This window comes from Myxococcus sp. AM011 (genome assembly GCF_013372595.1).
GTDB classification, from domain to species: Bacteria; Myxococcota; Myxococcia; order Myxococcales; family Myxococcaceae; genus Myxococcus; species Myxococcus eversor.
Window position 1 is genome coordinate 1 of sequence record NZ_JABXEM010000610.1, and the last position, 598, is coordinate 598.

The 598-nt window shown below is 61.9% G+C and carries 1 protein-coding gene; it reads left to right on the plus strand.

What is annotated here, in order from left to right; translation table 11 throughout:
• The coding region (locus HUW62_RS48330; RefSeq protein ID WP_217912003.1) for a hypothetical protein at positions 1–423 on the plus strand (423 nt) is incomplete at its 5' end.
• Positions 424–598 lie beyond the last annotated feature (175 nt).

A 598-nucleotide genomic window follows, 5' to 3' on the forward strand; every position in this document is an offset into this window, starting at 1 on the left:
CAGCGCTCCCTGGCTGGTGCCTTCTCAAAGATTGACTGCGGTTTCCGCAATCCTTCTCTTCTTCTTGGGCTTGCTATTTGGTTTTCAAAGACCGAGCCGCTTGTTTCAACCGCGACTTCCTGCTACCGTTGCTTCTGTCTGCTGCTCGCCACTTCCTGTCGGCGGGTCGCATCTTTTATTCAGGTCCGCGTCAGCTGTCAACTTCGCTTTGCGTCCCTTTCAGCGTCCTCCGAAGTCCTCAGCGCCGCCCAGTGGCTTCCGCTGTTTCTTCGTCGGGGGCGCGGCTTCTATCTCTCCGCCGCATACCGTGTCAACCGCTGCTTCGTTGACTCCCTCGCCGCCTCCGCCCTGCTGCTTCCGGGCTTCTTCGTCGGGGGCGCGGCTTCTATCACCGCCGCATCCTCTGTCAACTCGCTTCGTTGACCGCCGTATTTCCAATGTCGTTCTGAGTCCTCGCGCCGAAGTGCTCCGCGCCAGTGCGCGGGCTTCGTTCGTGAGGGGCGCGGCTTCTACCACCGCCGCATCCAGAGTCAAACCGCTTCCGAGCCCCACCCCACCGTCAGCCCCAGCCCCAGTGCCGTCTCGCACGAGACGACCT